At 72.1% G+C, this 24,233-nt stretch carries 27 protein-coding genes; 19 read left to right on the top strand and 8 right to left on the bottom strand.

The genetic code is table 11. The features are described 5' to 3' along the window. Position 1 precedes the first annotated feature (1 nt). From JOD49_RS09115 to JOD49_RS09105, 3 genes are read left to right on the top strand one after another with little or no spacing between them, the layout of a single operon-like run. Positions 2–676, top strand: a complete 675-nt coding sequence (locus JOD49_RS09115) for a tripartite tricarboxylate transporter TctB family protein (protein WP_205306905.1) — start codon at positions 2–4, stop codon at positions 674–676. Then, entirely contained in the window at positions 669–2,228 is a 1,560-nt protein-coding gene (locus JOD49_RS09110; protein WP_205306904.1) for a tripartite tricarboxylate transporter permease, read from the top strand. Before JOD49_RS09115 ends, JOD49_RS09110 begins: the two co-directional genes overlap by 8 nt. Further along, positions 2,228–2,617 (top strand): universal stress protein, encoded by a 390-nt coding sequence (locus JOD49_RS09105; RefSeq protein WP_205306903.1) that lies wholly within the window; start codon positions 2,228–2,230, stop codon positions 2,615–2,617. Before JOD49_RS09110 ends, JOD49_RS09105 begins: the two co-directional genes overlap by 1 nt. A 150-nt stretch (positions 2,618–2,767) precedes the next feature. Here the strand turns inward: JOD49_RS09105 and JOD49_RS09100 are convergent, their stop codons facing one another. Beyond that, positions 2,768–3,541: an HAD-IIA family hydrolase gene (locus JOD49_RS09100; RefSeq protein WP_205306902.1), complete on the bottom strand. Its 774-nt coding sequence runs from the start codon at positions 3,539–3,541 to the stop codon at positions 2,768–2,770. After that, a complete protein-coding gene (locus JOD49_RS09095) occupies positions 3,541–4,443 on the bottom strand; it encodes a DedA family protein (RefSeq protein WP_307822463.1) in 903 nt (300 codons plus the stop codon). The genes JOD49_RS09100 and JOD49_RS09095 overlap by 1 nt, the downstream gene beginning before the upstream one ends. Positions 4,444–4,608: 165 nt before the next feature. On the opposite strand from JOD49_RS09095, the gene JOD49_RS09090 reads away from it, so the two are divergent. Beyond that, entirely contained in the window at positions 4,609–5,337 is a 729-nt protein-coding gene (locus tag JOD49_RS09090; protein WP_372441255.1) for a TrmH family RNA methyltransferase, read from the top strand. Positions 5,338–5,494: 157 nt separating this feature from the next. Then, the gene (gene fbaA / locus JOD49_RS09085; protein ID WP_030151060.1) at positions 5,495–6,517 is read left to right on the top strand and encodes a class II fructose-bisphosphate aldolase; all 1,023 of its coding nucleotides are present in this window, start codon (positions 5,495–5,497) and stop codon (positions 6,515–6,517) included. Positions 6,518–6,686: 169 nt separating this feature from the next. Here the strand turns inward: fbaA and JOD49_RS09080 are convergent, their stop codons facing one another. Then, positions 6,687–7,142, bottom strand: a complete 456-nt coding sequence (locus tag JOD49_RS09080; protein WP_138826418.1) for an STAS domain-containing protein — start codon at positions 7,140–7,142, stop codon at positions 6,687–6,689. A gap of 114 nt (positions 7,143–7,256) precedes the next feature. Between JOD49_RS09080 and JOD49_RS20070 the strand changes: the two genes are divergently transcribed. Beyond that, positions 7,257–9,683, top strand: coding sequence for a SpoIIE family protein phosphatase (locus JOD49_RS20070; RefSeq protein ID WP_239525181.1), 2,427 nt, complete (start codon positions 7,257–7,259; stop codon positions 9,681–9,683). Positions 9,684–9,737: 54 nt separating this feature from the next. Here JOD49_RS20070 and JOD49_RS09070 read toward each other — a convergent pair whose 3' ends face one another. Continuing rightward, positions 9,738–10,076, bottom strand: coding sequence for an STAS domain-containing protein (locus JOD49_RS09070; protein ID WP_191792012.1), 339 nt, complete (start codon positions 10,074–10,076; stop codon positions 9,738–9,740). Between the two features lie 69 nt (positions 10,077–10,145). Between JOD49_RS09070 and JOD49_RS09065 the strand changes: the two genes are divergently transcribed. From JOD49_RS09065 to JOD49_RS09030, 8 genes are all read left to right on the top strand, one after another. Next, on the top strand, positions 10,146–10,586 hold the full coding sequence (locus tag JOD49_RS09065; protein WP_205306899.1) for a DUF3151 domain-containing protein: 441 nt from the start codon (positions 10,146–10,148) through the stop codon (positions 10,584–10,586). A 326-nt stretch (positions 10,587–10,912) separates the two neighbouring features. Next, positions 10,913–12,199 carry an adenylosuccinate synthase gene (locus JOD49_RS09060; protein WP_205306898.1) on the top strand — a complete coding sequence of 429 codons (1,287 nt, stop codon included), beginning with the start codon at positions 10,913–10,915 and terminating at the stop codon, positions 12,197–12,199. A gap of 376 nt (positions 12,200–12,575) precedes the next feature. Next, complete coding sequence (locus JOD49_RS09055; protein ID WP_205306897.1) at positions 12,576–13,112, top strand: hypothetical protein; 537 nt, start codon at positions 12,576–12,578, stop codon at positions 13,110–13,112. Position 13,113: 1 nt separating this feature from the next. Next, the gene (locus JOD49_RS09050) at positions 13,114–13,872 is read left to right on the top strand and encodes a hypothetical protein (RefSeq protein ID WP_205306896.1); all 759 of its coding nucleotides are present in this window, start codon (positions 13,114–13,116) and stop codon (positions 13,870–13,872) included. A gap of 63 nt (positions 13,873–13,935) precedes the next feature. Next, positions 13,936–15,285, top strand: a complete 1,350-nt coding sequence (locus JOD49_RS09045) for an RCC1 domain-containing protein (RefSeq protein WP_205306895.1) — start codon at positions 13,936–13,938, stop codon at positions 15,283–15,285. 54 nt (positions 15,286–15,339) lie between these two features. Continuing rightward, on the top strand, positions 15,340–15,996 hold the full coding sequence (locus JOD49_RS09040) for a signal peptidase I (RefSeq protein ID WP_205306894.1): 657 nt from the start codon (positions 15,340–15,342) through the stop codon (positions 15,994–15,996). A gap of 11 nt (positions 15,997–16,007) precedes the next feature. Further along, positions 16,008–17,315 carry a phosphoribosylamine--glycine ligase gene (gene purD / locus JOD49_RS09035; RefSeq protein ID WP_205306893.1) on the top strand — a complete coding sequence of 436 codons (1,308 nt, stop codon included), beginning with the start codon at positions 16,008–16,010 and terminating at the stop codon, positions 17,313–17,315. Then, the gene (locus tag JOD49_RS09030) at positions 17,312–18,271 is read left to right on the top strand and encodes a phosphoribosylaminoimidazolesuccinocarboxamide synthase (protein ID WP_307822462.1); all 960 of its coding nucleotides are present in this window, start codon (positions 17,312–17,314) and stop codon (positions 18,269–18,271) included. Before purD ends, JOD49_RS09030 begins: the two co-directional genes overlap by 4 nt. Here the strand turns inward: JOD49_RS09030 and JOD49_RS09025 are convergent. Next, positions 18,249–18,608 carry an HNH endonuclease signature motif containing protein gene (locus JOD49_RS09025; RefSeq protein WP_205306892.1) on the bottom strand — a complete coding sequence of 120 codons (360 nt, stop codon included), beginning with the start codon at positions 18,606–18,608 and terminating at the stop codon, positions 18,249–18,251. The genes JOD49_RS09030 and JOD49_RS09025 overlap by 23 nt on opposite strands. Positions 18,609–18,704: 96 nt before the next feature. On the opposite strand from JOD49_RS09025, the gene JOD49_RS09020 reads away from it, so the two are divergent. From JOD49_RS09020 to JOD49_RS09000, 5 genes are all read left to right on the top strand, one after another. After that, positions 18,705–19,103 (top strand): PadR family transcriptional regulator, encoded by a 399-nt coding sequence (locus JOD49_RS09020; RefSeq protein WP_239525180.1) that lies wholly within the window; start codon positions 18,705–18,707, stop codon positions 19,101–19,103. Continuing rightward, positions 19,103–19,726 (top strand): hypothetical protein, encoded by a 624-nt coding sequence (locus JOD49_RS09015; RefSeq protein ID WP_205306891.1) that lies wholly within the window; start codon positions 19,103–19,105, stop codon positions 19,724–19,726. The genes JOD49_RS09020 and JOD49_RS09015 overlap by 1 nt, the downstream gene beginning before the upstream one ends. A gap of 292 nt (positions 19,727–20,018) precedes the next feature. Further along, complete coding sequence (gene purS, locus JOD49_RS09010; RefSeq protein WP_030151045.1) at positions 20,019–20,291, top strand: phosphoribosylformylglycinamidine synthase subunit PurS; 273 nt, start codon at positions 20,019–20,021, stop codon at positions 20,289–20,291. Further along, positions 20,291–21,019: a phosphoribosylformylglycinamidine synthase subunit PurQ gene (purQ, locus tag JOD49_RS09005; RefSeq protein ID WP_205306890.1), complete on the top strand. Its 729-nt coding sequence runs from the start codon at positions 20,291–20,293 to the stop codon at positions 21,017–21,019. Before purS ends, purQ begins: the two co-directional genes overlap by 1 nt. 155 nt (positions 21,020–21,174) lie before the next feature. Then, entirely contained in the window at positions 21,175–21,456 is a 282-nt protein-coding gene (locus JOD49_RS09000) for a hypothetical protein (RefSeq protein ID WP_205306889.1), read from the top strand. Positions 21,457–21,480: 24 nt separating this feature from the next. Here JOD49_RS09000 and JOD49_RS08995 read toward each other — a convergent pair whose 3' ends face one another. The 3 genes from JOD49_RS08995 to JOD49_RS08985 form a co-directional block, all read right to left on the bottom strand. Then, positions 21,481–22,152 (bottom strand): DUF1345 domain-containing protein, encoded by a 672-nt coding sequence (locus JOD49_RS08995; RefSeq protein ID WP_307822461.1) that lies wholly within the window; start codon positions 22,150–22,152, stop codon positions 21,481–21,483. A 64-nt stretch (positions 22,153–22,216) separates the two neighbouring features. Then, positions 22,217–23,005, bottom strand: a complete 789-nt coding sequence (locus JOD49_RS08990) for an MBL fold metallo-hydrolase (RefSeq protein WP_307822683.1) — start codon at positions 23,003–23,005, stop codon at positions 22,217–22,219. 67 nt (positions 23,006–23,072) lie between these two features. Beyond that, on the bottom strand, positions 23,073–24,122 hold the full coding sequence (locus tag JOD49_RS08985) for an LLM class flavin-dependent oxidoreductase (protein WP_205306888.1): 1,050 nt from the start codon (positions 24,120–24,122) through the stop codon (positions 23,073–23,075). Positions 24,123–24,233 lie beyond the last annotated feature (111 nt).

Raw genomic sequence — 24,233 nt, 5'->3', positions numbered from 1 at the left:
CATGTCCCCGTCCTCTGTCGTCCCGCCCGGTGAATCCCCCGCACCGGGCGGGACCTCCCCCCAGGTCACCACGGCCCGTCGCGCCGACTCGCGCGGACAGGACCCGGTGACCGAAGAGGTCCCGCTCACCGGCGGGACCGGGCCGTCGGAGGCCGCAGCGGCGCACACCGCTGCGGCCCCCAGGCGGCGGATCGGCGAGTACGTCGTCGCCGGGGTCACGATCGCCCTGGGCGTGTTCGTGATCGCCGACGCCGGGACCATCCAGGTCCCGGGCTCGACGACCACCATGGGCCCTCGCGCCTTCCCGTACCTCGTCGGTGGCCTGCTGCTGATCTCGGGCGTCCTCGTCCTGGTCGGGCTCCTGCGCGGGAAGTTCGGCGAGGAGGACGACGGCGAGGACGTCGACCCGAACGTCAGGACCGACTGGAAGACGGTCGCGCTCCTCGGCGTCATCTTCGTGGCGCACGTCTACACGATCAACCTCGCCGGGTGGCCGGTGGCGGCGACGCTGCTCTTCGGCGGGTCGGCGATCGTGCTCGGCGCTCGCCCGTGGTGGCGCGCGATCGCGCTCGCCGTCGTCCTCGCGCTCGTCATCCAGTTCGTCTTCGGCGGACTGCTCGGCCTGTCGCTGCCCCCCGGCCCGTTCCTCGAAGGGGTGAGCTTCTTCCGTGGATAACCTCTCCGCACTGATGGAGGGCTTCGCGACCGTCGCGCAGCCCGTGTACCTGCTCTACGCGCTGTTCGGCGTGTTCATCGGGACGGCGGTCGGCGTCCTGCCGGGCATCGGCCCCGCCATGACCATCGCCCTGCTCCTGCCCCTGACGTACTCGCTCGACGCGACGGCCGCGATCATCGTGTTCGCGGGCATCTACTACGGCGGCATGTACGGCGGGTCGACGACCTCGATCCTGCTCAACACGCCGGGCGAGTCCGCCTCGATCGTGACCGCGCTCGAGGGTCACAAGATGGCCCGGCTCGGACGCGGCGCCGCGGCGCTCGCCACGGCCGCGATCGGCTCGTTCGTCGCGGGGACGATCGCGACCGTCCTGCTGACGCTCGTGGCTCCCGTCATGGCGAAGTGGGCGGTCCAGCTCGGTGAGCCCGACTACTTCGCGCTCATGATCGTCGCCTTCATCACGGTGGGAGCGCTCCTCGGCAAGTCGGTCTCGCGCGGCATGGTCGCCCTGGCCCTCGGCCTGTTCCTGGGTCTCATGGGCACGGACACCCTGACCGGGCAGCAGCGTTTCACGTTCGGCATCCCGAACCTCGCCGACGGTCTCAGCGTCGTCATCGTGGCCGTGGGCCTGTTCGCGGTGGGCGAGGCGCTCTACGTCGCCTCACGCCTGCGGCACGGACCGGTGCACGTCATCCCGGTCGAGAAGGGGTGGCGCACCTGGATGAAGCCCGAGGACTGGCGCCGTTCGTGGAAGCCCTGGCTCCGCGGCACCGCGATCGGCTTCCCCGTCGGGACCATCCCGGCCGGGGGCGCCGACGTGGCGACGTTCCTGTCGTACGCGACCGAGCGCAAGCTCGCCGGCAAGCACAAGGACCAGTTCGGCAAGGGAGCCATCGAGGGTGTCGCGGGCCCGGAGTCGGCGAACAACGCCGCGGCCTCGGGCGTCCTCGTCCCGCTCCTGACCCTGGGCCTGCCCACGACGGCGACCGCGGCCATCATCATCGTGGCGTTCCAGTCGTACGGGATCCAGCCCGGTCCGATGCTCTTCCAGACGCAGTCGTCGCTCGTGTGGGCGCTCATCGCGAGCCTCTACATCGGCAACCTGATGCTGATCGTCCTGAACCTGCCGCTCGTGGGCATGTGGGTCAAGGTCCTGCAGATCCCCCGGCACTACCTGTACGCGGGCATCCTGCTGTTCGGGGCGCTCGGGTCCTACGCGCTCAACTTCTCCCCGATCGACGTGCTCATCCTGCTCGTCATCGGTGTGGTCGGCTTCTTCATGCGGCGCTACGGCTACCCCGTGGCCCCCATGGTGGTCGGCATGATCCTCGGCCCCATGGCCGAGGACCGCCTGAGGCGCTCCCTGACCATCAGCCAGGGAGACCTCTCCTACCTCGTGACGAGCCCGTTCGCCGCCACGGCCTACGTCTCGATCCTCGTGATCGTGGGCCTCGGCCTGTGGCTCAAGAGCCGCGAGAAGCGTGCCAACGCCGAGCTGTCCCGGCTCGGCGAGGAGATTCGTGAAGAATCCCAGTCGCAGGAGGTGAACTGATGACCGTCGTCCTCGCGTACGCCCCGGGCGAGCTCGGAACAGCCAGTGCCCGGTCGGCCGGTCGGTCGGCCGCGCTGCTCGGGTCGCGCGTCGTGATCGTCAACGCCACGCGTGCCGACCGGCTCGTCGACCCCCGGTGGGCCGACGAGGCCGAGCTGGCCCACGTGATCGAGATTCTCGACGAGGCGCACGTCGACCACGAGGTGCGCCACCTGAAGTCGGGCGCGCTGCCGGCCGACGTCGTCCTGGAGGTCGCCGACGAGGTCGACGCCGAGCTCATCGTCGTCGGCCTGCGCCGCAGGACCCCCGTGGGCAAGCTCGTGCTCGGCTCGACGCCTCAGCAGATCCTCCTCCGGGCGAACTGCCCGGTCCTGGCGGTCAAGGCCTGAGGCGTCCACGGACCGCCGCCCCGGTACCCCGAGCTGGTCGGGGGGCCGGGGCGGTGTGCTGTCCGGGGGAGGGGCGGCGGGGCGTCCACGGGCGTCGGGGCCGCCGGTCGGCAGGCGTCCCTCGAGCCGGGCCGCTTGCCGGAGGACGGCTCAGACCCGCTCGACGAGGTCCGCGATCGAGTCGACGACCTTGCTGGGCCGGAACGGGAACGTGTCGACCTCGTGGAGCTTCGTCGAGCCGGTCATGACGAGGTACGTGTAGAGCCCGGCCTCGATGCCCGCGACGACGTCGGTGTCCATGCGGTCGCCGATCATCGCGGTCGTCTCGGAGTGCGCGTCGATCCGGTTGAGCGCGGACCGGAACATCATGGGGTTCGGCTTGCCCACGAAGTACGGCTCGCGCCCTGTCGCGGCGGTGATCATGGCCGCGACGGCGCCGGTGGCGGGCAACGGCCCCTGCTGCGAGGGGCCGGTCGTGTCCGGGTTGGTGCAGATGAAGCGCGAGCCGCCCAGGATCAGGCGCACGGCCTTGGTGATGGCCTCGAACGAGTAGGTGCGCGTCTCGCCCAGCACCACGTAGTCGGGGTCCGACTCGGTCAGCGTGTACCCGGCCTCGTACAGCGCCGTGGTCAGGCCCGCCTCACCGATCGCGTAGGCGCTGCCACCCGGGACCTGGTCGCTCAGGAACTGCGCGGTGGCCAGCGCGGACGTCCAGATCGACTCCTCGGGCACCTCGATGCCCGACGTCGCCAGGCGTGCCCGCAGGTCACGGGCCGTGAAGATCGAGTTGTTCGTCAGGATGAGGAACGGGCGCTCCTTGTCCCGCAGGGCGCGGATGAACTCGGGGGCGCCGGGGATGGCGTGGCCCTCGTGGACGAGCACGCCGTCCATGTCGGTGAGCCAGCTCTCGATCACGCGAGGCATCAGTCGTCCTTTCCGGGGGAGTGCTCGACGGTGTCCGTCGACTTCTCGGGTCGTGTCACCGGGGCGGTGGCGGCCTCGGTGGGGGGCACGGCGGGGGCCGCTGCGGCCGTGGTCGTCGCGGCGGGCGTCACGGGGGTGGCAGCGAGCTCGGAGATGCTCGCGGCGTCCGCGAGGGCACCCGTCCCCTCGGCCTTGACCCGCTGGGACTCCCGGCGGGCGCGCAGCACCTCGATGACCACGGGGATCACGGAGATCGCGACGATCAGCACGAGGATCGTCTCGATGTGGTCGTTGACGAACTGGACGTTGCCGAGCCAGTAGCCGAGCAGCGTCACGCCGACGCCCCAGACGAAAGCGCCGACCAGGTTGTAGACCACGAACGTGCGGTAGCGCATGCCGCTCATGCCCGCGGCGACGGGCGCGAAGGTCCGCAGGAAGGGGACGAAGCGCGCGAGGATGACGGTGCGACCGCCGAAGCGCTCGAAGTAGTCGTGCGCCTGGTCGATGTACTTGGTCTTCAGGACGCGCGCGTCGGGCTTGAAGAGCCGCGGACCGATCTTGTTGCCGATCAGGTACGCGAGCTGGTCACCGAGGAACGCGGCGGCGAAGATCATGCCGCACACGAGCCAGATCGACAGGTTCAGCTCGTCCTGCGCGACCAGGAGGCCCGCGGTGAAGAGCAGCGAGTCGCCGGGCAGGAACGGGAAGAGGAGCCCGGTCTCGATGAAGACGACCGCGACGATGCCGAACACCGCGTAGACGCCGAAGCGCTCGATGAACCCGCTGATCATGTTCCGTGCGTCGAGCCAGTCCGGCCCCAGGGCGACCACGTGGCTCCCGTCGACGGCGGAGAGTGCGGCCGTGGCATCGGGCAGCGCGGACGTGAGGAGGTCGGTGAGCACGCACCCAGCGTAGTGGGCGCACCGCAGTGCCGACCCGGGACCACGTAGCGCGCGCGTGAACATCGTGGGTGGATCGCACCTTCGGGACGCGGCGGCCGTTCCGCGCCGCGGACCACGACCAACTCGGGGCCCTGCTCCATGATCGGGACCGACGACAATGGGACCGTGACAGCCCACCCCGCACCGCCCCAGCCGCAGCCCCAGCCGCAGCCCGACGAGCCGACCGGGCCCGACGACCCGACCCGTCGCGGCGAGGACGAGGTCGAGGTGGGCGTCGGCCCCTGGCCCGGGGGCAGGGCGGCGTGGCCGACCGACCCGCGCTACGACGTCGACCTCCTGGAGCACGGCGACCGCCGCAACGTCGTGGACGCGTACCGCTACTGGAGCGTCGAGGCCGTGGTCGCGGACATGGACGCGCGCAGGCCGCGCGACCGGCGTCTGCACGTCGCGATCGAGAACTGGGGGCACGACCTCAACATCGGCTCGGTCGTGCGTACCGCGAACGCGTTCAACGCGGCCGGGGTGCACATCGTCGGCCGGCGCCGCTGGAACCGGCGCGGCGCCATGGTCACGGACCGCTACCAGCACGTGAGCCACCACCCGCAGGTCGAGGACCTGCTCGCCTGGGCCGCCGACGCGCGTGATGGCGCGGGCATCCCGGTCATCGGGATCGACAACGTCCCCGGCTCGATCCCGATCGAGGGGTACGCGTTCCCGCGCGAGTGCGTCCTGCTCTTCGGGCAGGAGAGCACGGGTCTGTCGACCGAGGCGCGCGCGGCGAGCCGGGACGTCCTGCACATCACCCAGCACGGGTCGACCCGGTCGATCAACGCGGGCGCCGCCGCGGCGATCGCGATGCACGCGTGGGTCACCCAGCACCTCGTGGTCCCGTGACGGGCCCGCCCTCGGGACGTCCCAACCCGTGGTGACGGACGTCCACCTGAGGGACGGACCACACCGCCGGTAGGGATCCATGACAAAATCATGGGGATAACAGGGCGCGCGGCAGTGTCGTCGGCACCCACCTCCTTCCGTCATTGGAGTTCTGCAGATGGCTATCGCAACCCCCGAGGTCTACGCCGAGATGATCGACCGTGCGAAGGCAGGCAAGTTCGCCTACCCCGCCGTCAACATCACGTCCTCGCAGACCGTGACCGCCGCCATTCAGGGCTTCGCCGAGGCCGAGTCCGACGGCATCATCCAGGTCTCCGTCGGTGGCGCCGAGTACGCGTCGGGCTCGACGATCAAGGACCGCGTGACCGGATCGCTCGCCCTCGCGGCCTACGCGACCGAGGTCGCGAAGAAGTACGACGTCACGATCGCCCTGCACACGGACCACTGCGCCAAGCAGAACCTGGACTCCTGGGTCCGCCCGCTGCTCGCGATCGAGGCCGAGCAGGTCAAGAACGGTGGCCTGCCCACCTTCCAGTCGCACATGTGGGACGGCTCGTCCGTGCCGCTCGACGAGAACCTGATCATCGCCGAGGAGCTCCTCGAGCTCTCGGTCGCCGCGCGCACCATCCTCGAGATCGAGGTCGGCGTCGTCGGTGGCGAGGAGGACGGCCACACGGCCGAGATCAACGACAAGCTCTACACGACGGTCGAGGACGGTCTCGCGACGGTCAAGGCCCTCGGTGCGGGCGAGAAGGGCCGCTACCTGACGGCCCTCACGTTCGGCAACGTGCACGGCGTCTACAAGCCGGGTGCGGTCAAGCTGCGTCCGTCGATCCTCGCGGACATCCAGAAGGCCGTCGGCGACGCCATCGGCAAGGAGAACCCGTTCGACCTCGTCTTCCACGGCGGCTCGGGCTCGACGCTCGAGGAGATCACGGAGGCCGTGGACAACGGCGTCATCAAGATGAACATCGACACGGACACGCAGTACGCGTTCACGCGTCCGGTCGTCGACCACATGTTCCGCAACTACGACGGCGTCCTGAAGATCGACGGCGAGGTGGGCAACAAGAAGGCCTACGACCCGCGCGCCTGGGGCAAGCTGGCCGAGGCCGGCATGGCTCAGCGCATCGTCGAGGCGTCGCAGCAGCTGCGTTCCGCGGGCCAGAAGATCCGCTGAACCCGGTGAGCCGCCCGCCTGGGCGGTGACCCCGGCGGGCAGGCCCCGCCACCAGAGGTACGAGCAGGCCCCGGTCCGGGACGGACCGGGGCCTGCTGCGTGTCCTGGGCGTGCCAGACGCGGGTGCCCGACGGCGGAGCGCACCGAGGGCGGCGCGCCCGGCCCGACGTCAGCGGTCGGTGCGCGGGAGGCGACGGCTGCCGTTGAGGTGCGTGACGCCGTCGGGCAGGTCGAAGCCGGGGTCCTCGTCGACGATGTCGAGCATGTCCCCGATGCGCGTGACCTCGAGCAGGAACCGCACGGTGGGCGGGGCGCGCAGCACCCGGACCCGGTGCGGTCCGCGGGTCGCGAGCCGGGCGAGGAACGCCACGCCCGAGGAGTCCATGAAGGTCACGTGATGGGCGTCGATCTCGACGGGCAGGCCAGTGGCCTCGGCGTCGGCCGTCGCGTCCAGGAGGTCGGCGCCGAGATCGGCGTCGATCTCACCTGACAGGACGATCCGTGCCCGGGTCGCCCCGACGATGACGTGGACGCTCGCAGGATCGGCCTGGTCCGTGACGACGCCGCTCGCCCCGAGTTCGGGGTCCTCGGGCTCGCTACCAGCCGTGGTGTTACCGTCGCGCACGTTGCTCCTCCCAGCGTGGACCGGACCCGCACAGGTCTCGGAGATCACCAATCTACGGTTGAATGTCCACTCGGGACAGTAACGCGCTCACGGCAGTGTCGTTCGGAGGTGGAAATGGTCGGCTCGTCGAGCCTGGGTCTTGGCTCCTGGGGCCATGGTCCGCGCACGAGCGGGACGTCGCTGCCCGAGGGCGGGGCGGAGACTCTTGCGCGCGCCGTGCAGCGCGCGGGCGTCGCGGCGTTCCTCCTGGGACCGGCCTCCGCGGGCATGCCCGTGCTGTGGGTCAACGACGCCTTCAGCAGGCTCACGGGCTTCTCGACCGACGAGGTCGTCGGGCACCGGCCGCAGTTCCTGTCGGACGTCCTCGCGGACCAGTCGGAGGCCGAGCACTTCCGGACGGGAGTGCTCGAGGGGCGCGAGGTCAAGCGCACCGTGCAGCACGAGCGCCACGACGGGTCGATGATCTGGGTGCAGCTCACGCTCGCCCCCGTCGACGAGGCCGGTGGCGAGGTCAGCCACTGGGCAGGTTCGATGGTCGACGTCACCGAGCACGTCGACCGGTCGGCGGCCCAGCTCGCGTCGCTCGACCTCGAACGGCGCAAGCGCGCCGGTCTCGCGATCATCACCGAGACCTCGGACCTGCTCAACGACCTGGACTACCCGCTCGCGCTGCGGGAGATCTGCGACGTCCTCGAGGGGGCGCTCGTGGAGTGGGCCGGTTTCTACATGAACGACGACGGCCTGCGGTTCGCCGAGGGCATCGACACCACGACGCCACCGAGCGGGCGCGGGCAGCGCCACGGCCGGTACATCGCGGACGGCGCGGGCATCGTCGAGGGCGCGATGGGGCAGACCGATGCGCTGGGCGACGCGACGGGCCCGGCCCTCCTGGTCCCGGGGACCGTGATCGACCTCCAGGACACCGTGCAGGACCTGCTCGACGGTCGCATCGACGGCCCCGTGCGGCTCGACCTGTCGGCGGACTACCCGCAGTGGTCGGCCTCGGGCTGGTTGAGCCGTGACGTGCGGCAGCGCACCTCCACGCTCGCGGGCGCGCCGCGCGAGGTCCTGCTCCACGCGATCGCAGGACGCCGCCGCGTCCTGGGGCTGCTCGCGACGAGCGGGCTGCCCGCCTCACCCGGGACGACGACGGACCCGGAGAGCGCCGACGCGGTCCTGCGCACGCTCGCACGGCGTGCGGGCCTCGCGATCGACAACGTGCGTCTCTACGCCCGGGAGCACCGCCTCGCGGAGACCCTGCAGCGCGCGATGCTGCCCGAGCAGGCGGACGTGACCGGGCTCGACGTCTGGACCTACTACGCGCCCAACTCCGAGCACGCCCAGGTCGGCGGTGACTGGTACGACGTCCTGCAGATCACGCCCGACGTCGTCGGGCTCGTCATCGGGGACGTCGTGGGGCACGACGTCGAGGCCGCGGCCGCGATGGGGCAGCTCCGGTCGGTCGTGCGGTCCTACGCGTACGAGCTCACGACGCCCGGCCCGGTCCTCGAACGGGTGGACCAGCTCGTGGTCGGCATGCGCATCCCGCGGTCCGCGAGCCTGGTCTACGCGTCGTTGGTGCGGCACGGCGAGCAGCCGTCGGCCGAGGACGGCGCGGACGAGCGTGGCGACGACGCCGCCGGGACCGACAGCGGGGGCGTCGCCGGGACCGACAGCGGGACCGACAGCGACGGCGCCGGCGACCGCGGGGGCGCCGGTGGCGCCACGGAGGACTCGCAGCGCTGGACGATCGAGTACTCGCGGGCCGGGCACCTGCCGCCCCTGCTGCTGCGGGGCGGCGAGGTCACGCAGCTCAACGAGGCGGGCGGCTCGCTCGTCGGGTTCGGGGTCGGGACGCGCGCGACGGGTCGGGCGGAGCTCGTCCCGGGGGACGTCCTGCTCTTCTACACCGACGGTCTGATCGAGCGCCGGGACCGTGCGCTGCGCGTCGGTCTCGACGCCCTGATCGAGGCGACCCGCGCGATCACCGCGATCGACTCGGCGGGGATCGGCGAGGAGCTCCTGTCGCGGCTCGCGGACGCCCCCGAGGACGACGTCGCGCTCGTGGTGGTCCGTGTCCCCGACCCCGTGACGGACCCGGTGACGTCGGCTCTGAGCCCTCGCAGCCGCCGTTGGCTCCTGCCGAGCGAGCCCGCGTCGATCGGGAGGGCGCGCCACGCGGTCCTGCGCACCTGCCAGGCGTGGGACCTGGGCGACAGCGCCAACGCGGAGCTCGTCGTCTCGGAGCTCGTCGCGAACGGCGTCCTGCACGGGTGGGGGCACCTCGCGCTGCGGCTCTTCGACACCGGGGACGGCCTGCGTGTCGAGGTCGAGGACTCCAACCCTGCTCCGCCCGTGTCGACCGACGGGCACGCCCACCGCATGGGTGGTTTCGGGATGCAGATCGTCGAGCGCCTCGCGGACTGGGGCTGGCGTCCGGCCGGCTCGGGCAAGCTCGTGTGGGCCCGGATCCGGCCGGCCGCCGAGCGCGCGGAACGTGCCGAGCGCGCAGAACGCGCGTCGAGGTCCGACGAGGGCTGACGAGCCCCGGCCACGCGTGTCCCGTGCGTCGGGAGGGCGTGAGGGGCCGGCGCGTCAGGCGCTGGCGCTCACGGGCGGGTCGCACCGGTGGTCCGCGTCGATGCGGAACAGGTCGAGCGCACCGCACACCTCGAGGACGAACAGGTCCCGGTCGTCGCAGCCGCGCAGCACGGTCGCCCCGCCGCGCTTGCGGCCGGAGTCGGCGAGCGAGATGAGGAAGGCCGCGCCGGTCGAGTCCATGAAGGTCACCCGGCACATGTCGATCACGAGGAGCTGGCGGCGCAGCCCGACCACGCGGGCCGCGATCTCCGGGAACTGGTCTCGTTCCGCGAGATCGAGGTCTCCTGCGATGACGAGCGTGGTCGTCGCGGGGGACGTGGAGATCTCGATCATGCCCCTGACTCTAGGCTGCGGGGCGACTCGTTGCACATGCGCTCGTCAGGGGCCTGCGAGAATCGCTGGATGTCTCACGCACCCACGCACCGCAACCTCCTCGACGGGCCGCCCCCCGTCCGTCTGCCGGCCGAGCCGGACGTCGACGCGGCGATCGCCCGGGGGGACGACCACTTCGCCCTCGCGGGCGCCCACCCTGCTTCCTCGCTCCCCTGGGCGCTCCTGGCGGAGGCGACGCTGCGGGAGGGCGACGAGCGCTCGACCGTCACCGCCTACGCGTTCGCCCGCACGGGCTACCACCGGGGGCTCGACGCGCTGCGTCGTGCGGGGTGGCGCGGCCAGGGCCCGATCCCGGCCGACCACGCACCGAACCAGGGCTTCCTGCGTGCGCTCCTCGCGCTCTCGCGCGCGGCGTCGCTCATCGGGGAGACCGCCGAGGCCGAGCGTTGCTCCCAGTTCCTGGTGGACTCGGGAACCTCGGCCGACGAGGTCGCGGCTCTCGCGGGCTGACGCCGTTCCCGCCCTGGCCAGGACGCACTTCCCGCGGCCCGACGACGCCGCGCACGCCACGCCGTCGGGCCGCGGGAAGGTTCTCGGTGGGCCGAGGGGCCCGTCGAGGTCAATGGCAGGTAAACTCGTCCAGGCTTCCGGGTGACTGCCGCCCGGACGCGCCTCGGGCCCGCGCAGGACCCGTCGGCGGTACGCGCCGTGCGTCGACCTCCGGTCGATGGTGCGCGACGCGGTCGTTCGCCGACCGGACAGTCCTGACGTACGTGCCGGTCGGTGCCGGTCCGTGACCTGGTCCGAGGAACAGGCAGTCTGAAAGTGGGGAATCCATGCCAGGCGTGGTGCTCATCGGTGCCCAGTGGGGCGACGAAGGCAAGGGCAAGGCGACCGACCTCCTCGGGTCGCGGGTCGACTACGTGGTCAAGTTCAACGGCGGCAACAATGCCGGGCACACGGTCGTCATCGGCGACGAGAAGTACGCCCTGCACCTGCTGCCCTCCGGCATCCTGTCGCCCGGGGTCACCCCGGTCATCGCGAACGGTGTCGTCGTCGACATCGAGGTCCTCTTCCAGGAGCTCGACGACCTGATCTCGCGCGGGGTGGACGCCTCGCGCCTCCTGGTCTCCGGGAGCGCGCACGTCATCACCGGGTACCACCGCACCATGGACAAGGTGAGCGAGCGCTTCCTGGGCAAGCGCCGGATCGGGACGACCGGGCGCGGGATCGGGCCGGCGTACGCCGACAAGATCAACCGCGTGGGCATCCGCATGTGGGACCTGTTCGACGAGAAGATCCTCGCGGAGAAGATCGAGGGCTCGCTCGACCAGAAGAACCACCTGCTGGTCAAGGTCTACAACCGGCGCGCGATCACGGTCGACGAGACCGTCGAGGAGCTCCTCGCGTACGCGGACCGCGTCAAGCCCATGGTCGCGGACACGTCGCTGATCCTCAACCAGGCGCTCGACGCGGGCAAGAACGTCCTGTTCGAGGGCGGCCAGGCCACGATGCTCGACGTCGACCACGGCACGTACCCCTTCGTGACGTCGTCGAACGCCACGGCGGGCGGCGCGCTGACGGGCTCGGGAGTCGGACCCACGAAGATCTCCTCGGTGATCGGCGTCATCAAGGCGTACACGACCCGCGTCGGCGAGGGCCCGTTCCCCACCGAGCTCTTCGACGAGATGGGCGAGTACCTGCTCAAGACCGGTGGCGAGTTCGGTGTGACCACGGGGCGTGCGCGCCGCTGCGGCTGGTACGACTCGGTGATCGCCCGGTACTCGAGCCGTATCAACGGCATCACCGACCTCGTCGTGACCAAGCTCGACATCCTCACGGGCATCCCCAAGATCCCGGTCTGCGTCGCCTACGACGTCGACGGCGTCCGCTACGACGAGATGCCCACGGACCAGACGGCGTTCCACCACGCGAAGCCGATCTACACCGAGTTCGACGGCTGGACCGAGGACATCTCCGGCTGCCGGACGTTCGAGGACCTGCCGGCCAACGCGCAGGCGTACGTGCGTTCGCTCGAGGAGCTCTCGGGCTCGCGGGTCTCGGCGATCGGTGTGGGACCGTCGCGCGACGCGATCATCCCGCTGCACGACCTGCTGCACTGAGAGCTGCCTCGCTGAGACGCTGGTACCGGTCGCCGTCCTCCTCGACCAGCGGAGGTCCGTCATGACGGACACGTCGACCACGAAGGGCCCCGCCTCGACCCGTCCGATCGGACGGGGTCGAGGCGGGGCCCTTCGGCGTTCCCGCGCCGCAGCGGGTGATCTTCGTCATAACAGGGTGTCAGAAACCGGACAGGACTGCACAAGTCGACCGGGTAAAGACTGTGCGTGTCTTCACGTCACGTCCCGTTGTCAGTATGGTATAGGCGTACCAAGAAGCTTCATGCAACGGCGCTTTCTTGGGGTGACCGCAAGGGAACTTCAGGGTGGCGTCGGCTACGTGCCGCTCGCAGCCCTGACCGAGAGAGATGGGTGTTTCATGCAGGAATCACGTAGCCGCAAGATCAAGGCAGGACTCGCGGGCCTGGTCGTCCTCGGGGTCGGCGTCGCCGCGACCAGCGCGCTCTGGAGCGACAACGTCTGGTTCAAGGGGGACGTCAGCACGTCCGCCTTCAACCTGCAGGGCTCGGTGACCAGCGCCGACACCGGGTTCGAGGAGGCGTCGAGCGAAGCGCTCGCCCTCACGATCCCCGTCGTCGAGGACCTGGCCCCCGGCGAGTCCGTGACGCGGACGGTCTGGGTCAAGAACGCCGACTCGACCAACGCGGCGGACCTCGTCGACACCCCGGTCGTCTCGGTCACGGGTGACGCAGCCTCGTTCCTCACGGTCACCGCCGCGTACGACACGACGGGCGGCAAGGACCCGGACAACCTCGCGACCAACGACGTCATCCCGGTCGACGTGACCTACGCGTTCACGAACCCCGACACGAGCGCGACGGGCCCCAACGCCGGGGCGCAGGGCAAGTCCGCGCAGATCACCGTCCAGGTCACCGGCACGGAGATCGCTTCCTGACATGGCCTGGATCCCGCGAACGGCTCTCGCCGTCGCGGGGATGGCGACTGCCTGCACGCTCGGCAGCGCCGGAGCCCTCCTGGGAGCCGGCGCTGCCGTCGCCGTGGACGCACCCGTCGGGGTGTCGGCCGGGGAGGTGATCCCCCAGCCGCAGTCGTTCTCCTTCGACGGCATGTCACCGGGGCAGACCCGGTCCACCCTCGTCGACCTCGCCTCGACCCATGAGAGCGACGGCGTCGTCGTGGGCGTCGCGATGACGACCAGCGGTGAGCTGGGCTCGTCGCTCAGCACGTCGATCGAGGCGTGCAGCACCACCTGGGAGGACGGCTCCTGCCCGACGGGGGCCGCTGTCCTCGTCGAGGGGTGGAGAGGGGACCAGGCCGGGACCTCCCGCGAGGAGGTCGTCCTGCCCGCCGGCGGGACGACGTCGCTCAAGGTCTCCGTCACGCTCGACGACGACGTCGCCGCCGGTGCGACGGGCAGCGTCCGCTACGACCTCTCCGTCCAGGAGACGCAGGGCGACCCCTCGCAGGGCGGCGGGACCACCGGACCGGACGATCCCTCGGGAACCACCGGGACCGACGCCGCGGGCCGTCCAGGAGGCGCGGGCCGGCCGGGGAGCGGACCGCTCGCCACCACCGGCACGGACGTTCTTACCCTGGCCGCCCTCGCCGGAGGGCTGCTCGGCGTCGGGACTGCGCTCGTACGGCGGAGGCGGGATGCTGAGAGCGACCGACGGCACGACCGCGCGCCCGGCTGAACGACCGCATCGACCAGGACGCCCGACCGAGGACACGAGACGACCAGGACGAGAGGAGAGAGCATGGCCAGCCGACCCATGACCCGAGCGCACCTCCACGCTCCGGGCTCCGACCGGTTCCGCACGCGTGCGGCCGCGCTGCTCGTGCTCCTGCTCGCCGTCACGGCGGTCCTCTGGGCGGGCCGGCACCCCCAGCCGACGACGGCGGCCTGGACCGACGCGGTCCACGCCCAGGGCCAGGTCGACATCGCGGTCGCCGGCACCGCGACGGACGTCGTCGCCGGTCAGGACTTCTCGTGCGTCCTCGTGAGCGGGCAGGTCTGGTGCTCGGGGGACAACTCCGCGGGTCAGCTCGGGACCGGGGACACCACGTCCTCGGACGTGTTCGTCGGCCCGGTGCGTGGCGCGCTGCAGGACCGGACCGTGACCCACCTCGACGCCGGCGCCTCGCACACCTGCGCCGCGACCGACGACGGGGTCTACTGCTGGGGCCTCAACGACCACGGCCAGCTCGGCGTACCCGACGTCGCCGGCTCCTCGGTGCCCGTCCGGGTCGCGTCGCAGCTCGGGTCCGTGACGGGGATCGAGCTGCGCGGGAACTCCTCGTGCGTGGTCGCCGGCGGCAAGGGGTACTGCTGGGGGGAGACGCACACCTCGGCCGGGAGCGTGGCTGCGCCGGTCGTGATCTCGGGAGGTGCCCTCCCGGCGTCCGCGACCGTGACGGACATCGGGGTCGGTGAGGCGTCCGGCTGCCTCACGGCCGACGGCATCCCCTACTGCTGGGGTGAGAACGGCCGAGGACAGCTGGGTGACGGGACCACGACGACGAGCCTCGTGCCCGTCCAGGTCGTGACGACGGGCCCCATGTCCGGCTTCGCGGTCGGAGACGTGTCGGTCGGTCAGAACTTCGCGTGCGCGGTCGGCTCCGGCCCGAACGACGCCGAGCGGACGTTCTGCTGGGGCGACAACTCCAAGAAGCAGCTCGGGCAGTCGAGCGACGGGGCCCAGGTCGGGCTGTCGAACGTGCCGCTCCAGGTCCGTGGTCCGCTCACCGAGATCAGCGTCCGCTCGGTCGACCTCGGCGGCATGACGGCCTGTGCCATCACCACCGGTGCGGACGGCTACTGCTGGGGCGACAACGCCGACGGGCAGGCTGGAGTGGGGTACGACGAGTCGTGGGTGCAGACCGTCGTCGACCGCCCGTCCGAGATCACGACCGGCCAGATGGACATCGATCAGTTCGCCACGGTCGACGTCGACAGCAACCATGCGTGCGGGATGTCCACCGCAGGCAGCGTCTACTGCTGGGGGAGCAACGCCCAGGGGCAGCTCGGCATCGAGGGTGGTCCTGCGGCGGCGCCCAAGAAGTACCGGCCGTGGCCGGTGCTGCAGACCTGGTCCGCCTGGGGGTGACGCCGTGAATCCCTCGACCTCTCCCGACCCGACGGTCTCTCCCGGAGGTGCTGCATGAAGTGGCTCAAGCGCATCGGCGACGCGTTCCTCACGCTCGCCGCGATCGCCGGGGTGCTCGGACTGGTGCTGTTCGTCGGTATCCAGACGGGCAACCTGCAGTCCCTCGTGGTCGTCTCGGGCTCGATGATCCCCACCTACGAGGTGGGCGACGGCATCGTCTCGCGCCGTGTCCCGGCCTCGACGCTCGAGGTGGGCGACGTCGTGAGCGTGTTCACGCGCGAAGGTGTCCTCGTCACGCACCGCATCGTCCAGGTGGACGACGGGCCAGGAGAGGCGCGCACCCTGACGCTGCGCGGTGACAACAACCCGGTCGACGACCCCGAGCCCTACGTGGTCGAGGACGCCCTGGTGCCCATGGTCCGGATCCCGGGTGCCCGGGACGCGATCGAGGTGCTGCGTCGCCCGACCGTCGGGATCCCCGTCGTCGTCGCGGCCTGCGCGCTCGTCGGGTTCGCGCTCATGCCCTCCTCGAAGAAGCGCCCCGCGCGGGAGGAGGACGCCGAGGAGTCCGGGACGAGCGCGGAGCCCGACGGCGACGGGCCGCCGAGCGACCTGCCGGGAGGCGACGGGCCGTCGAACGCCGGGGCCGACGGCGGTGCCGCCGGAGCGGGCCACGTGGACGCCCCGGGCGTCCCGGGCAGTGGTCGGTAGACTGCCGTCCCGTGAAGATCCTCGTCATCGGTTCGGGTGCCCGCGAGCACGCCATCGTCCACTCGTTCGCCCACGAGGCCGTGGTCACCGGTGCGGAGGCGCACGAGCTGCACGCCGCCCCCGGCAACCCGGGCATCGGTGAGCTCGCGACCCTGCACGCGGTCGACGTGCTCGACGGTGAGGCCGTCGCGGCGCTCGCGGTCCGTCTGGGAGCGGACCTGGTCGTCGTCGGCCCCGAGGCGCCGCTCGTCGCGGGCACCGCGGACGCCGTGCGCGCGGTCGGCATCGACTGCTTCGGGCCGAGTGCCCAGGCTGCCGCGCTCGAAGGGTCCAAGGCGTTCGCCAAGGACGTCATGGCGGCCGCCTCGGTCCCCACCGCGCTCGCGCACGTCTGCACCGACATCGACCAGGTCGCCGACGCGCTCGACGCGTTCGGCGCCCCCTACGTCGTCAAGGACGACGGGCTGGCGGCGGGCAAGGGCGTCGTCGTGACCGACGACCGCCAGGAGGCGCTCGAGCACGCGCAGGCCTGCTTCGCGACGCCCCGCCCGGGTGCGGGCGACCCGGTCGTCGTGATCGAGGAGTACCTCGACGGCCCCGAGGTCTCGCTCTTCTGCCTGTCCGACGGCACGAGCGTCGTCCCGTTGGCCCCCGCGCAGGACTTCAAGCGCGCGTTCGACGCCGACGCCGGCCCCAACACGGGAGGCATGGGCGCCTACAGCCCGCTGCCGTGGGCCCCCGACGGGCTGACCCAGGAGGTCGTGACCCGGGTCGCGCAGCCCACGATCGACGAGATGGCGCGTCGCGGCACGCCGTTCGCCGGCGTCCTGTACGTGGGTCTCGCGCTCACGAGCCGCGGCACCCGCGTGGTCGAGTTCAACGCGCGCTTCGGCGACCCGGAGACGCAGGTCGTCCTGGCCCGCCTCACGACCCCGCTCTCCGCGGTGCTGCGCGCAGCGGCACGTGGTGAGCTCGCGGACTTCCCGCGTCTGCGCTGGTCCGACGACGCCGCGGTCACCGTGGTCGTCGCGGCCCACGGGTACCCGTCGAGCGTCCGCAGCGGCGACCCGATCACGGGCATCGACGCCGCGGAGGCGGTCGAGGGTGTCCACGTGCTCCACGCGGGCACGACGGCCGACGACGAGGGCGCGCTCCGCAGCGCGGGCGGTCGCGTGCTGTCGGTCGTCGCCCGCGGCGAGGATCTCGCGGAGGCGCGTCGCCGGGTGTACGCGGGCGTCGACCAGGTCGTCCTGCCGGGTTCGCACCACCGCACCGACATCGCCGAGAAGGCCGCGACCGGTCGGGCGGCGGCGCTGTGAGCGCGGTGCCCGGGGGCGGCCTCGACACGGCCCGCCTCGATCTCCCGGGGTGGCGGCACGTCTACTCGGGCAAGGTGCGCGACCTCTACGAGCCGGACCTCGCGCAGCTCGGTGGCGCGCACCCGCTCGGCGACGTGGTCCTCGTGGTCGCGAGCGACCGGGTCAGCGCGTTCGACCACGTGCTGTCCCCGGGCATCCCGGACAAGGGGGTCGTCCTGACCCAGCTCAGCCTGTGGTGGTTCGACAAGCTCGCGGACCTGGTCCCGAACCACGTCGTCAGCACCGAGGCCAGCGCGATGCCGGGCGACGGCCTGGTGCCCGACGTCGTCGCGGGCCGTGCCATGATCTGCCGCCGCCTCGAGATGTTCCCGGTCGAGTGCGTGGCCCGCGGGTACCTCACGGGCTCGGGTCTCGTCGAGTACCGCGTGGACCGTACGGTGTGCGGGGTTCCGCTGCCCGAGGGGCTCGTCGACGGGTCGCGCCTGCCCGAGGCGATCTTCACGCCCGCCGCCAAGGCCGAGGTGGGGGAGCACGACGAGAACGTGTCGTTCGAGGTCGTCGCGGGGACCATCGGGCTCGACGCCGCGACCCGCCTGCGCGACCTGACGCTCGCGGTCTACTCGCGCGCCGAGGAGATCGCGCGCGAGCGCGGCGTGATCCTCGCCGACACCAAGCTCGAGTTCGGGATCGACCCCGTCACGGGCGAGACCGTCCTGGGCGACGAGGTGCTGACCCCCGACTCCTCGCGCTTCTGGCCCGCCGACCAGTGGCAGCCCGGGCGCTCGCAGCCGAGCTTCGACAAGCAGTACGTCCGGGACTGGCTCGCCTCCGACACCTCGGGCTGGGACCGTGCGTCCGACGTGCCGCCGCCCTCGCTGCCCGTGGACGTCGTCGAGCGCACGCGCGACCGCTACCTCGAGGCCTACGAGCGGATCACGGGCGAGTCCCTGTTCTGAGCGCGGAGCTCGCTGGGGAGCCGAGGCGCTCGCGGACGTAGCGGTGGCCGGTCGGTGACGTCCAGCGGACCGTGCCGTCCACCGCGAGCTCCGGTCGCCAGCCGGAGCGTGCCCGGACCACGTGGTGGTGCCGGCACAGGGAGATGAGGTCCTCGGGCCGGACGTCGGGCTCGGGGGCGTCCGGCTCTCGCGGCGCAGGGCGGGCCACGTGGTCGAGGTCGCACCGGAAGGCGGGCACCGAGCACCCCGGGAACGTGCACGTGCGGTCCCGCGAGAGCACGGCGGCGATCACCAGGACCCCTGGCCCGGGGCGGGCTGCGAGCGACGGATCGAACATGTGTTCGATCGTAGGCGAGGCCTCCGACACGGCCTGCTTCGAGGGCTCCGGTGCGTCTCGGTTGCCCGATGGGTCGTTGCACGATATATATCGACCATGCCTACAGCGACGAGCGGCCCGGCCGGCGGGAAGTCCTTCCGTATGACCGAGCAGGCCTACCTGATCCTGCTGTCCCTCACCCCCGAGCCGCTGCACGGCTACGCCGTCATCCAGGCCGTCGCCGGGCTCTCCGACGGCGCCACGGCCCTCGGCGCCGGCACGCTGTACGGCAACCTCGACCGGCTCTCGGGTGCAGGCCTCGTCGAGCCCGCAGGTGAGGAGGTCGTCGACGGTCGCCTCCGGCGCTACTACCGGATCACCGACGACGGCCGCCACGCCGCCGAGCAGGAGACCGACAGGCTCCGCGCGCTCGCCGCTCGGGCGCAGAAGGCACTCGAGCAGCGCGGCACGGCGCCGCGCCCGACGTCGGGCAGGCTCGCCGGAGGGCTGGCCTGATGCGCCGCCGCGACCTGACGACCGACGAACGCTTCGAACGGTCGGCGCGCTTCTGGGCGCGCGCCTACCCCCGCCGCTGGCGCGAGGTCCACGGCGACGAGCTCCTCGCGGTCCAGCAGGACGTCGCGCTCGCAGTGGCCGAGGCGACCGGTGCGCCCGTGCCCGACCGGCTGAGCGCCGACGAGGTCCGTGGCCTGCTGCGCGCGGGGTGGGGACTGCGGTGGCGTGAGCGCCCGCCGCTGTGGCGGTGGGTGCTGTACCGGTTCGGCCTCAGGCTGCCCGCGGAGTACTGGTGGTGGGTCGCGGACGACATCCGGGGAGCGCTCTACTCGGTGCGGGACGCCGCGTGGACGCTGCTCCTGATCTACAGCCCTTTGCTCGCGGTGCTCACGGGGTACGCGTGGGTCACGGGACGGCCTCTTGCTGACCTCTGGCCCACGTTCCTCACGACGTGGTACTTCTGGGCCTTCGTCACCGCCGTCGTGGTCACGTCGGGGACGCTGTTCCGCGAGCGCCGGACTCGGACCGCCTGGTACCGCCACGTGGTCTACGGCAACGTGCCCGAGCCGATGCGGCTCACGCCCGGCTCACCCGACCCCCGGGCCGCCGAGCCCACCTCCTGAGGTGAGCTCCGCCGTCGGCCAGGAAGATCCCCGCGGTCGAGAACGAGGTTGCGGTCGTTCTGCACGTCAGAACGACCGCAACCTCGTTCTCGGCACCCAGGCGCTCAGGAAGCGCCGCACCGACCGACGCCTGAGACGCGGCCCGGGCCCGTGCGGGGCCCGGGTAAACTGGCCCCGGAATCCCCACCCACCGAGATCCGTGCGACCTCGTCGCCGCCCTCGCGGCGCGCCCCGAGCCTCGTGCGGACCTGTCCGAGCCGAGCCGGCCGGACCAACTTCCCGAGGAGCTCCTGTGGGACGCGTAGTCGTCGAGGTCATGCCCAAGCCCGAGATCCTGGACCCGCAGGGCAAGGCCGTCGTCGGGGCGCTCCCGCGCCTGGGCTTCACCCAGTTCACGGGCGTGCGCCAGGGCAAGCGGTTCGAGCTCGAGGTCGAGGGCGACGTCACGCCCGAGGTCCTCGCCGCTGCCCGCGAGGCCGGCGAGAAGGTCCTGTCGAACCCGGTCATCGAGGACGTCGTCCTCGTCGCCGAGCTCACGGCCGAGCTGGGCGGGGAGAGCGCCTGATGAGCGCCCCCGCAGCGACCGGCCTGGCCACGGCCCGGATCGGTGTCATCACGTTCCCCGGCACGCTCGACGACCGCGACGCGGCGCGCGCGGTGCGCCTGGCCGGCGGCGAGCCCGTGTCCCTGTGGCACGCGGACGCGGACCTGCACGGGGTCGACGCGGTCGTGCTCCCGGGCGGGTTCTCGTACGGCGACTACCTGCGCGCCGGGGCGATCAGCCGCTTCGCGCCCGTCATGGACTCGCTCGTCGACGCGGCCAAGGGCGGCCTGCCCGTCCTGGGCATCTGCAACGGCTTCCAGATCCTCACCGAGGCGCACCTGCTGCCCGGCTCGATGATCAAGAACGACCACCTCGCGTTTATCTGCCGCGAGCAGACCATGGTCGTCGAGAACGCCGACACCGCCTGGACGCGCGACTACACCGCGGGCCAGCGCATCACGGTGCCGCTCAAGAACCAGGACGGCCAGTTCGTCGCCGACGAGCGCACGCTCGACGAGCTCGAGGCCGAGGGTCGCGTCGTCTTCCGCTACGAGGGCTGGAACCCCAACGGTTCGCGCCGCAACATCGCGGGCATCTCGAACGCGGCGGGCAACGTCGTGGGCCTCATGCCGCACCCCGAGCACGCGGTCGAGGCCGGCTTCGGCCCCGCGAACGAGTCCGGCCCGCGCGCGGGCACGGACGGGCTGGGCTTCTTCACCTCGGTGCTCAGCACGCTCGTCCAGGGCTGAGCGCCCGTCGCCCCGCGCGACGCCCGCACTGCCCGAAGCACGTCACTGCCCGACGGCGGCGCTCACCTCCCGAGGTGAGCGCCGCCGTCGGGCAGTGACGTACCGGGCCCGGACATCACCCGCCGCCCGGAGGCCCGACCGGTTACCCTGGTCCGGTGCTCACCCTCTTGTCCGGTTCCTCCGTGTTCGGCGCCCACCTGATCGACTGCGTCGCCTGGATGACCGGGATGCTCGGCGCGGCGCCGGGTCGGGTGGGGGCCATCGGCTCGCGCGTCGAGGCCGTCGTCGCGGACTGGGGCTGGTTCGGCCCGACGGGCGAGATGACCGAGCGCATCGCGTACACCCCGCTGCGGGTCGTGCTCGCGCTCGTCCTCGTCCTGGCGGTCGCGGCGGTCGCAGCGCTCGTGTCGAGCCTCGTGACCCGCCGGAGCCGGTGACCCGGTACGCGTGAGGCGTGGCGCTCAGAGCCCCGCGACCAGGTTGACGACCGCGCCGATGATCACCGTCCCGAACAGGTAGGACAGCAGGGCGTGGGCCAGCGTCGTCCGGCGAATCTCGCCCGACGTCACGTTGGTGTCCGAGATCGCGAAGCTCATCCCGACCGTGAACGCCACGTACATGAAGTCGAGGTAGCGCGGTGGTTCGACCTGGTTGAAGTCGATGCCGCCGTCGGTGCCCGTGTAGTACTGCCGCGCGTACGCCAGCCCGAACAGGGTGTGGACCGCGGCCCACGAGATCGCGATGCTCGCCACGGCGAAGACCGCCGCGAGCGCCTGCTCCCGCTTGTCGTCGGGCGAGGCCAGCAGCAGCAGCCCGACCCCGACAAGGCTCACGACCGACGCCGCCAGGATGAACAGGTGCGTGACCCGACGTGAGGGTTCCTCGCGCGTGGCGTGGCTCGCGGTCACCCGGGCGTCCATGGGGGCGATGACGAGCCACGTCCACGCGATGAACAGCAGGGCCGCGACGCTCCACCCCGCGAGGAACGCGAACCTCGGGTAGCCCCGCGAGCCGAGCCAGCTCCCGACGGCCACCCCGACCAGCGCCCCGGCTCCCAGGCGCCACCCGGGGCCGGCGCCGAGCCGGTCGCGGGGGACGGGGCCGGTGGGGAGGTCCGGGTGGGAGGGCGTCACGCGGTCAGTCAACCACCGGCCGCGCGGCCCGGCGCGTCGGCCGGTCCCGTCCGGGACACGGCCGCTACCCGCCCGCGGCGAGGTACCGGAGCTGGGCCCGGACGCTCTGCCGGGCTGCGGGAAGCACACCGGGCGCGACGTCGCCGTAGACCGCAGCGGTCACGTCGTCGACGAGCTCCTCCGTCACGGGGACGACGGCCTGGTCCCCGAGCACCGCCCGCACCTGCGCGAGGCGGTCCAGCCGGTGCTCGCGGTACGCGCGCACCACGGCCGACAGGTCGCCCAGCTGCGGGCCGTGCGCGGGCAGGACCCTCGCGGCACCGAACGACTCGAGCACGTCGAGGGTCGTGAGGTAGTCGCGGAGCGATCCGTCGGGCTCGGAGAGGACAGTGGTGCCGCGGCCCAGGACGGTGTCTCCGGTGAGCACGCTGCCGTGCGGGCCGTCGTCGGGGAGGTGGAAGCTCGTCGAGTCGCCCGTGTGCCCGGGCGTCGCGAGCACCTCGATCCGCAGGCCGGCCGCGTGGATCGTCTCACCGCCGCGGAGCGGCGCTGCCTCGCGGGAGCCGGCCGGGTGGCAGTGGGCCGGGTCGGCGGCGCGGACCGGTGCCCCCGTGAGCTCGGCGAAGCGTGCCGCCCCTGCGATGTGGTCCGCGTGGCGGTGCGTGATCAGGACGAGCTCGACGCGCGGACCGGCGGCCAGCGCGGTGAGGTGAGCGACGTCGTCGGGCCCGGGGTCGACGACCACGCGCGTGCGCGCCCCCGGGGCGGCCAGGACGTAGGACCTGGTCCCGTCGAGCGTCATGGGACCGGGGTTGGGGGCGAGCAGCACCGAGGCCAGGTCCGTGACCCCCACGGGTACGCCCGACGGCGCCGCACCGGCGGGCGGGCCGGTGCGGTCGTGGCTCGGTGGGGTCACGGGATCAGTCGTCGAGCGCGGCTGCGAGCAGCTCGAGCGTCTGCGTGCGCCCGGGCGTCGCGTCGAGCGACTCGTCGGCCCGCGACGCCGCGACGGGCACGACCATGACCTCGTCGACGCCGTGCCGGGCGGCCAGCTCGCGCACGCGACGGGCCGCGGCCTGGGGCTCGTCGACGATCCAGCGGTCGAGCATCTCGTCGGCCATCTGGGACGTGAGCCCGTCGAGCGGCGTGGACGCCGCGTCCTCGACCGTCTCCTGGGCGCCCAGCGGCTTGCCCGAGCGCAGGCGGGCCATCATGCGCGCCTGCGGCAACGCCCGGGCGCGGGCCTCGTCGAGCGTCGGGGCGACCGACACGTTGACCGTCAGGAACGTCTCCGGCGCCGGGTGCTCGGGCGACGGGCGGTAGCCGTCGCGGTAGAGCGCGAGGATCTCGTCGATGCCGGCGCCCGAGAAGTGGTTGGCGAACACGTACGGCATCCCGAGCTCGGCCGCCAGGCGCGCCGAGTAGTCGCTCGACCCGAGCAGCCAGACGGTCGGCACGGACTCGGCGGCCGGGGTCGCGTGGACGTCGTAGACCTGACCGGTCGTGAGACGGACCGAGGCTCCCTCTGCACTCATGAGCGAGCGGATGTCCTGGACGTGCTGGGGGAAGCGGTCGACGTCGGACGTCGGGCCGCTGCTGCGCAGCAGGGCGGTGACGACCGGGTCGCTGCCGGGCGCGCGCCCGATGCCCAGGTCGATGCGCCCCGGGGCCATGGCCTCCAGGACCGCGAACTGCTCGGCGACCACGAGCGGCGCGTGGTTGGGCAGCATGACGCCTCCCGACCCGACACGGATCCGCTCGGTCACCGCGGCGGCCGCCGAGATCATGACGGGCGGTGCCGACGCCGCGACCGCGGGCATGTTGTGGTGCTCGGCGAACCAGTAGCGCGTGAAGCCGAGGCGGTCGGCGAGGCGCACGAGGTCCAGGGAGGCGGCGATGGCCTGGGCGGAGGACTGTCCCGAGCGGACGGGGACGAGGTCGAGGACGGAGAGGCGCGGCGAGGTAGTCATCGCCTGGTGCAACCCCGGGATACGCCCGGGGTATTCCTGGCCGTCGTGCCGCTGAGTGCGGAGTACTTGTCGTCGTCCGGCAGGTTTCACGACAAGTACTCCGCACTCAGC

It is taken from the genome of Oerskovia jenensis (assembly GCF_016907235.1).
GTDB classification, from domain to species: Bacteria; Actinomycetota; Actinomycetes; order Actinomycetales; family Cellulomonadaceae; genus Oerskovia; species Oerskovia jenensis.
The sequence above is the reverse complement of the archived record's forward strand: the minus strand, read 5'-3'. Positions and strand labels throughout refer to the sequence as shown.